Origin of the sequence: uncultured Clostridium sp. (assembly GCF_937920395.1) — a bacterium.
In the GTDB taxonomy this organism is placed as follows: domain Bacteria; phylum Bacillota; class Clostridia; order Clostridiales; family Clostridiaceae; genus Clostridium_AD.
The window spans coordinates 1-7,950 of record NZ_CALEVF010000164.1 but is presented as its reverse complement, the minus strand read 5'-3'; the positions used below and the strand labels follow the sequence as shown (position 1 = coordinate 7,950).

At 29.3% G+C, this 7,950-nt stretch carries 9 protein-coding genes; 8 read left to right on the top strand and 1 reads right to left on the bottom strand.

What is annotated here, in order from left to right:
- Positions 1–181: 181 nt before the first annotated feature.
- The 5 genes from Q0649_RS11015 to Q0649_RS10995 all read left to right on the top strand — a co-directional run bounded on the left by Q0649_RS11015 (position 182) and on the right by Q0649_RS10995 (position 4,385).
- On the top strand, positions 182–769 hold the full coding sequence (locus Q0649_RS11015) for an undecaprenyl-diphosphatase (RefSeq protein WP_298841557.1): 588 nt from the start codon (positions 182–184) through the stop codon (positions 767–769).
- A gap of 90 nt (positions 770–859) precedes the next feature.
- The gene (locus Q0649_RS11010; protein ID WP_298841554.1) at positions 860–2,158 is read left to right on the top strand and encodes a VTT domain-containing protein; all 1,299 of its coding nucleotides are present in this window, start codon (positions 860–862) and stop codon (positions 2,156–2,158) included.
- A gap of 100 nt (positions 2,159–2,258) precedes the next feature.
- A complete protein-coding gene (locus tag Q0649_RS11005; protein ID WP_298841551.1) occupies positions 2,259–2,495 on the top strand; it encodes a hypothetical protein in 237 nt (78 codons plus the stop codon).
- A 160-nt stretch (positions 2,496–2,655) separates the two neighbouring features.
- Positions 2,656–3,159: a Gx transporter family protein gene (locus Q0649_RS11000; RefSeq protein ID WP_298841548.1), complete on the top strand. Its 504-nt coding sequence runs from the start codon at positions 2,656–2,658 to the stop codon at positions 3,157–3,159.
- Positions 3,160–3,572: 413 nt separating this feature from the next.
- Positions 3,573–4,385: an FTR1 family protein gene (locus Q0649_RS10995; RefSeq protein WP_298841546.1), complete on the top strand. Its 813-nt coding sequence runs from the start codon at positions 3,573–3,575 to the stop codon at positions 4,383–4,385.
- A gap of 327 nt (positions 4,386–4,712) precedes the next feature.
- Here Q0649_RS10995 and Q0649_RS10990 read toward each other — a convergent pair whose 3' ends face one another.
- On the bottom strand, positions 4,713–5,111 hold the full coding sequence (locus Q0649_RS10990; RefSeq protein ID WP_298841543.1) for a NusG domain II-containing protein: 399 nt from the start codon (positions 5,109–5,111) through the stop codon (positions 4,713–4,715).
- Between the two features lie 452 nt (positions 5,112–5,563).
- Between Q0649_RS10990 and Q0649_RS10985 the strand changes: the two genes are divergently transcribed.
- The 3 genes from Q0649_RS10985 (at position 5,564) to Q0649_RS10975 (ending at position 7,720) form a co-directional block, all read left to right on the top strand.
- Positions 5,564–5,953 carry a hypothetical protein gene (locus Q0649_RS10985; protein ID WP_298841540.1) on the top strand — a complete coding sequence of 130 codons (390 nt, stop codon included), beginning with the start codon at positions 5,564–5,566 and terminating at the stop codon, positions 5,951–5,953.
- 74 nt (positions 5,954–6,027) lie between these two features.
- Positions 6,028–6,279, top strand: coding sequence for an SHOCT domain-containing protein (locus Q0649_RS10980; protein WP_298841537.1), 252 nt, complete (start codon positions 6,028–6,030; stop codon positions 6,277–6,279).
- A 280-nt stretch (positions 6,280–6,559) separates the two neighbouring features.
- Positions 6,560–7,720, top strand: a complete 1,161-nt coding sequence (locus Q0649_RS10975; protein WP_298841535.1) for an NlpC/P60 family protein — start codon at positions 6,560–6,562, stop codon at positions 7,718–7,720.
- The last annotated feature ends 230 nt before the right edge of the window (positions 7,721–7,950 follow it).

Here is a 7,950-nt window from a genome sequence, read left to right as displayed (position 1 = left end):
TGTAGTGGAATAATAATTTTTTTATTTGATAAAGTAAGTTATATAAATTACAATGCCAAGCCTAATAAATTGGAGAAAGAATAGAGAAATATTATACTGTTTGCATTTTACAAAAGGAAAATAAAAACTAAGATTTAAAATTTTTAAAATATATTATTATTTTAAGGGAGATTATAAAATTATGGATTATACTTTATATTCGTTAATTAATGGTTTGGCTGGTAAATTTGGTGCCTTAGATAAAATAATGGTCTTTATTGCTCAAGACTTTCCATACTTGTTTGCAATAGCATTATTGTTACTTTGGTTTAAAAAAGATACAACAGAAAAGGTAATGGCAAACAGAAAAGTGGCTATAGTTGCTATGATGACAATGTTAATTGCTTTAGGAATAAATCATTTAATCGCATTTGTATATTTTAGACCAAGACCTTATACATTACATGCAGCTCACCTGCTGGTGAAACGTTCTGTTGACCCATCATTTCCAAGTGACCATGCTACTTTTTCTTTTGCTCTGGCTTTAACAATACTAGCTGTAAATAAATATTTCGGAAGGGTTATGATAGTTATGGCATTGCTTCTAAGTTTCGCCAGAGTATTTGTTGGAGTTCATTATCCTTTGGATGTTGTTGGCGGGGCAATAATAGCTTATGCTACATATAAGGTAATACAAAGGTTTCCTAAGTGTTTTGATTATATAACTACCTTTATGCTAAAGATATGGGATATGATTGTTTTTAAAATTCAGGATTTAAGGGAAAAATAAAAGAGTTGAAATTATATTTAACTATTGACGTTTTAAATTGGCAATTATATAAAAGTTAAATCTAATAAGTTAAACATAGGATGTGGTATTTTGTATTCTGTAATTACATTAGTTAATCATTATGGATATATTATTTTGTTTAGTTCTCTAGTTCTTGAATTAATTGCATTTCCTCTTCCGGGTGAGCTAATGTTGACATACTGTGGTTTTCTTGTTTATCAATCTAAAATGAATTGGATTATAGTCATCCTAATAGCTACTGCTGGGGCAATATTAGGCATTACGATAGCTTACTTTGTTGGTGCTAAATTAGGTACGAGATTTTTTAAAAAATATGGCTCATATATTCATCTTGGACCCGATAAAATTGAAAAAACATCAAAGTGGTTTGAATCATCGGGTAATAAATTATTGATTTTAGCATATTTTATCCCTGGAGTTAGACATATTACAGGGTATTTTTCGGGTATAACAAAAATTTCGTATAGAAGATTTGCTTTAAATTCATATTTTGGAGCTTTGCTATGGACTGCAACTTTTATTTCATTAGGTAAATTTCTCGGACCAAATTGGGAAAGATTTCACAGTTATATATCGAAATATATGATTATTGGCAGTTTAGCTATATTTTTAATATTAATTATTATCTATACTTATAGAAATCATAAGCAACAAGTAACGGAACTTATATATAAAGTATTAGATAGAACTCTAATTACATTTCATTCTATGGGAAAAATAAAAGTTGCTATAGCCGTTGTAGCAGTCGCTTATCTTGGTTTTTCCGTTCTTGTAATTGGTGTAGTACAAGATTATCTAGCACATGAATTTGGCGAATTTGACATGGTTGTATCTTTTTTAGTAAAAGCAATTTTCACTAAAAAAGATTCGTATTTGATTGGTTTGTTTGAGATAATAACTTCACTTAAGGTATTATTACCGTTGACCATAATTGTAATCGTATGGATTATAAAAATAAATAAAAATCGCATTCTTGAAACGCAGTTTATACTTATTGTAATTGGCGGTGGCGAAGTTTTACAAGTTGCATTAAGGCATATATTCAGGAGGTTAGGACCTTCATCAATAAAGATACTAGGAAGTAATCAATACACTTTTCCAAGCAATCAATCTTTAATGGCAATTGTTGCATATGGTTTCTTTGCTTTTTTAATACTACGCCATACAAGGATAACTTGGGTTAAAACGTGGGTATTAATTGTAACTTTATCTGTTTGTATATTTGCAGGTTTTAATCCTATATTTTTTCAAACTGAATATCCAAGTGATGTTTATGCAGGATATATTTTTGGTGGAGTTTGGTTGACTATAAATATTGTTTTATTAGAAGTTTACCGCATAATACCTAAAATAATTAAACAAAGCTAACAAGGGTACTTGTGGGTGTTTCTATTTTATTATGGCTATAGAAAAAATAAATATCGCAAGTACTGAGGAAGTTTATTTATGAAAAAGGAAGAGAAGTAAAATGTTGAAAATACATGATAAGAAATTAAGGTTTGGGCTAAAAATATCTTTAATAATTATAATTACAATGTGGATATTCTTTATAGAAATTATGGGATTTTTGTTTGGCGGAATTCTATCTTTAATAGGTACACTCGCTATAGTTGCTATATATGCTTCATGGATGATAGAAATTGATAAAAAAAAGACAAACGCATTCTTTACACATAAGTATGATAAAAAAAACAAGAAAAGGTGACAAATAGTAACTAAAAAATCAGAATCATACAATATAATAATTGGGAAAGACAAATGTCGTGAAAAGTTAAAGGGATAGTGGTGCTCGTATTTTCATACAACATAATAAATGGTTATCTCGAATGTGGATAATTGCAAATTAACAAACAAGGAGTTCACTTATGATAAAAACTAAAAGAATGGTTTTACTTAGTATGCTCGTGGCAATGGCCTTAGTAATTTATTTAGTTGAGGGTCAGATACCAGTACTATTTCCAGGAATAAAGTTAGGACTTGCTAATTCTATATCGTTAGTTACATTAATTTTATTTGGGTGGAAAGAAGCATTTTTAATAATGATTTTAAGAACCCTATTAGGTTCTATTTTTGGAGGAAGCATGTCAGCTTTTATGTTTAGTATTGCTGGTGGAGTGCTGAGTAACATAGTGATGGCATTACTTTACAAATACTTTAAAAATTCTTTAAGCATCCCTACAATTAGCGTTTGTGGGTCTATTTTTCATAATGTAGGCCAGTTACTGGTTGCCTCCTTCATTATTAATGATTTAAGGATATATGTATATTTACCAGTATTATTAATTGCGGCAATTGTTACGGGGTATTTTATTGGAATATTAGTAAGCATATTAAATCCTAGATTAGAGAAAATAATAACACATTTATAAAAGAATATACTAAGATTCAATTTCACCTCTTATTTACAGATTAATTGGTAACTTATTTAACCCTTTAATATAATAAGGATGGAAAAGATAATTTCACGCATTTGTTGTATGTTCTTATGTTCTTATATATCCTATATGTCCTATAGATTCACAGTTACTTTAATATATGCAATAAATAACTATTTAACTGCATATATTGATGCCCATTTGAGAATATGTACTACATTTATACATGATTTTTCACTTTACACATGACATTATGAGACGATGCTTTATAGTAAATAATAAATTTAAAATTTTTTAAGCCGAAAAATGTTTTATTGACATATAGGTTAAGGCAAAGTATAATACTAACATTACAGTTGATATAGATTATCAATATCAACTGATTATATATGGAAAGGATGGAAAATATGTTTAATGTGTTTATTATTACTTTACGTGAAGGAGTTGAAATCGCGGTTGTTCTTGCTATTATTATGTCATATCTTAAACAATTAGGACAGACAAAGGAAACAGGGAAAGTATGGCTCGGAGCAGGGGCGGCAGCATTAATAAGTGTACTTGCAGCGTTAGGAATTTTTCTCATACTAGGAAAAACAGAAATAGAAGGGTTTCAAGCTATATTGGAAGGAACGCTTAAGATTGTTGCCGTCATTATGCTCACGTGGATGACAATTTGGATGAAACGACAGGGTGGGAATATCGGTGGAGGACTAAAACGACAGATACAGGTTGCTTTAAGTCATGGCTCAACCTGGGCATTAGCTTCTTTGGCTTTTATTTCAGTACTCAGAGAAGGCATCGAGACTGTGCTTTTTATTGTGGGTTCTGCACAAAAAACATCGGCACTTGCAACTGTAAGTGGTAGTATATTGGGATTTGGTGTGGCAGCTATTCTAGGATATATCCTTTATAGAGGAACGCATCATCTTCCACTTAAATCATTCTTTACTATAATGAGTATACTTCTTATTTTTATGGCTGCAGGACTTTTATCTGGAGGAATTCATGAATTTCAAGAAATGCACATGATCCCAGTAGGAATAGAACAAATTTGGAGTACCAAGGTAATATTAGATCAAAAATCAACAATTGGTGGACTGTTAAAAGCCATTTTTGGGTATGCAGACAGTCCTAACTTAGTTCAAGCACTTGTATATTGTCTGTATCTAATAGGTGCATTCTACGCCTACTTTAAACCAAGTAAAATTCAAAATGCTTAAGAAACATAGAAGATTTTATTGTATTTCAGTTGTCTTATGATAGAATTAATTTATTAGTTTTATAAAAAATTAAAAATCGATATCGTTTTCTAGGGTTCCGCAGTTTATACTTTACTGGCAGGTCAAAGAGAAAGCGCACAGTTACAGTGTACACGTAAGAATAAAAGCCTGGGAGATATTGTTACAATATCTCCCAGGCTTTTATCCTTTTTATTTGTTTAATTATACCAAGGAAAGGGTGGTATAAAATATCTTGAAAATATTAACAATGAAATTATTTAAACAGAATTATGGAGTATGCAAATTAGATAAAACTGAATAAATTTTTTAATTGGATATAGCGTCTAGTGCATTGTCTTTTGTAGATTCAATACTAACTTCAAGTTTATTTGGTAAACATGCTATAACTTCATATTTCTTACTTATCCAGCCGGTATTAGAACAAATTTTCTTAGGACAAATATTTCTGTTCATTTCAAGCATTCTTACATTTCCATTTTGTATTTCTATGTAACCGTTGTTACCATTAAAATTGAACTTATATAGTTTACTCTTCACATATTTCTTTAATGGTATTTCTTTAATTACTTTTCCTTGTACTTGAATAATAGCTTTTGTCTCATTACTACCAGTATTTTCTATTACATAAACATAAAGGCTAGAAATCACACAAATAATTAAAAGACTACAAAATATAATTTTATCCCATCTAGTAAATGATTTCAACGTATTACCTCCTATTAAATGTTTATATTTACAACTAAGTTTTTAAATCTTATTCTGGATTCTACATTTCTAATATTCCAATGCTTTCTGTAGCATAACTTTATCATTATAATTGTAACAAATTCGATATAACCTCAAAGTGACAATTAAACATCACTGTACTTACAAATATTATTTAGCTAAAATTTTATAGAATAATAATAGCATACCTTAAGGCAACTATTCAAGAGGCAAGATGTAATGTTATAAAGATACAAAAGTTAGTACAGTAAGGCCTAAATGTGTAAAAAGTTTAAGTACTATACGAGATTTAGTACTCTATCTTTTATTATATATAACCTTCGTTAAAATAATTTATTATGAGCTATATTAATTTACTAGCTTCATAATTACAACACAATTGAGTAGTAATATAAATGTATAAAGAGAAGACAATTAAGGAGTGATATTAAATGAAAAATAAATTTATGACTTTATTAATAGCAGGACTACTAACAGTAGGTGGTATTTCGGTTGCATATGCAGCAAGTAGAACTGATACAATTCTCAATCATGTTAACGGACCAATGATGGGAACACAAAAGAATAGCACTCAATCAAATGATAGCTTTAATAATATGATTAAAATAATGAAAGATGATGGTTTTAAAGATGAAGCAACTGCTATGGAAAATGGAAATTCTGGTGATATGAATAAGTTAATGACTAATATAAGTGATAAGGATTATAAAAACATGAGTGAAATAATGCAAAAGAATGGATATGCACCTATGGCTAAAATAATGCAATCTGTAAACAGAGAAGATATGACTGAAAACCATCAAAATATGATGGGAAGATAATATTAACGATGATAAAAGAATTTGGTTAAGTCAATGGATAGAAAACATGAAAATTAAAGAAAGGATGATATGATATGATGGGATATAGTATGATGAGATATGGAAATAATATGATGGGAGGATGGGTTGGAATGATAATTATTCCTATAATTATCATTGGAATTATTGCATTTTTAGTATACAAACCATTGCAAAATAATAATATTAAAAATATCGGAGTTAGAGATAATTCATTAGGTATCTTAAATGAAAGTTTTGCTCGTGGGGAAATAAATGAAGATGAATATAACCATAAAAAAGATTTAATAATGAATAGTAAAAAATGAAAAGTTGTTTAAGCCTATGTTTGCCGTAATAATTTGATAATATTGTGATGTTATAAGTCATGTCGAAGGAATAGTTACTTATTCTCTTTTGATATGACTTTTTAATTATTGATAAAAATATAAATGATTATTTTATGTCTAATCTTATAATTAACAAAGAGGAGCTGTCTTTTTAAGAGAATATGTAATTAATAAAGATAGGCTTCACAAGAAACACATAAGTTTCTGATATATTTACTATGTATTCAAAAAAATATAAATGATTGAAGGAGATGTACTAATGAAGATTTTTCTGAGAAACATTGCAGTTGTAATCACTTTAATTTTAACTTCGAATGTAACTGTATTTGCGGCTCCAACAAATGATAAGTTACAACAGCAGAAGGATTTATTGATAAAGATTCAAGTTCAAAGAGATGAAGTTGAAATGAAAGTAGAAGAGTTTGATAATGAAATCGAAAAAATAATGAGTAAAACAGAAGAAAATAAAGGGAAAATATCTCACACTGAAAAGGCAATTAAAAGAGCAGCAGCAGGGATTAAGCAGATTGAGAAAGAAAATAAGAAGGAACAAGAATTATTTAACAATAGAATGAGAGCTATGTACATAAACGGATTTGATGGGTATATGAGTGTTGTACTTGATTCAAAAAGTTTTGGAGATTTCTTATCAAGAGTAGATAACATAAAAATAATTATACAGTATGATAAAAAAGTAATGAATAGGTTTAAATCATCTGAGAATGAGTTAAACGAAAAACAAAAAAGTTTAAATAAGACAAAGGATACATTACAGAATTTGCAAGTAGAAAATAAGCAGAAGATAGATAAGATAATTGTAACTAAAGAGTCACAAAACAAATTAATAACTGAACTAAAGAGTAAAGAAGTTGCTACTAAAAATTTACAGGATAAATTAATAATTGCACTAAGGACTAATAAATCGACGAGTGAATTAAAGGGTACGAAAGCCATTACTGCAAAGCAGGTAGTTAAGCCTCAATTGTCAGTAAATAAAAGTATAGCAAAAACAAGCGAAATAAGAAAAACAACGCCTAAATATACACCTTCAAGGGGTTCAGCTACTACATCGAGTGGTGCTATAATAGCCTACGCTTCTACCTTCCTTGGGACACCATATTTATGGGGTGGAACAACGCCTTCAGGGTTTGATTGTTCAGGTTTTACACAATACGTATATGCGCATTTTGGAATATCTGTAGGTAGAACCACCTTCGATCAGATAAAGAATGGTGTAGAAGTATCAAGAAATAATCTACAACCTGGGGATTTAGTGTTCTTTGGAACTTTTGCTAACCCACATCACATGGGTATGTACATCGGAAATAATAATTATATCCATGCACCTCATACAGGAGACGTAATTAAAATTTCACCTGTGGGAAGAAAAGATTATGTAACAGCTAGAAGAGTGAAATAGAAAGTACATGTTAAATAATTCAAGTAAAACATGAACAGAGATTAACAATATATAATAACGTATAAAAGTTTGCTTTAGGTAAGACAGGGACAAGCTTTCGCAGAAAAGCCTATTACTTTTATGTGATCAGATAAATATAGACATGTTAATATTTAAAATAGTGTTAAACAATAGACAAAGTAACTTACACCTTCAAATGCTCATAATGAATCTTTTATTATTCTAACTAT

Bases quoted from the DNA above. Each gene is read 5' to 3' on its own strand.
- Q0649_RS11015 (WP_298841557.1), top strand. From the start codon at position 182: ATGGATTATACTTTATATTCGTTAATTAATGGTTTGGCTGGTAAATTT.
- Q0649_RS11005 (WP_298841551.1), top strand. From the start codon at position 2,259: ATGTTGAAAATACATGATAAGAAATTAAGGTTTGGGCTAAAAATATCT.
- Q0649_RS11000 (WP_298841548.1), top strand. From the start codon at position 2,656: ATGATAAAAACTAAAAGAATGGTTTTACTTAGTATGCTCGTGGCAATG.
- Q0649_RS10995 (WP_298841546.1), top strand. From the start codon at position 3,573: ATGTTTAATGTGTTTATTATTACTTTACGTGAAGGAGTTGAAATCGCG.
- Q0649_RS10985 (WP_298841540.1), top strand. From the start codon at position 5,564: ATGAAAAATAAATTTATGACTTTATTAATAGCAGGACTACTAACAGTA.
- Q0649_RS10980 (WP_298841537.1), top strand. From the start codon at position 6,028: ATGATGGGATATAGTATGATGAGATATGGAAATAATATGATGGGAGGA.
- Q0649_RS10975 (WP_298841535.1), top strand. From the start codon at position 6,560: ATGAAGATTTTTCTGAGAAACATTGCAGTTGTAATCACTTTAATTTTA.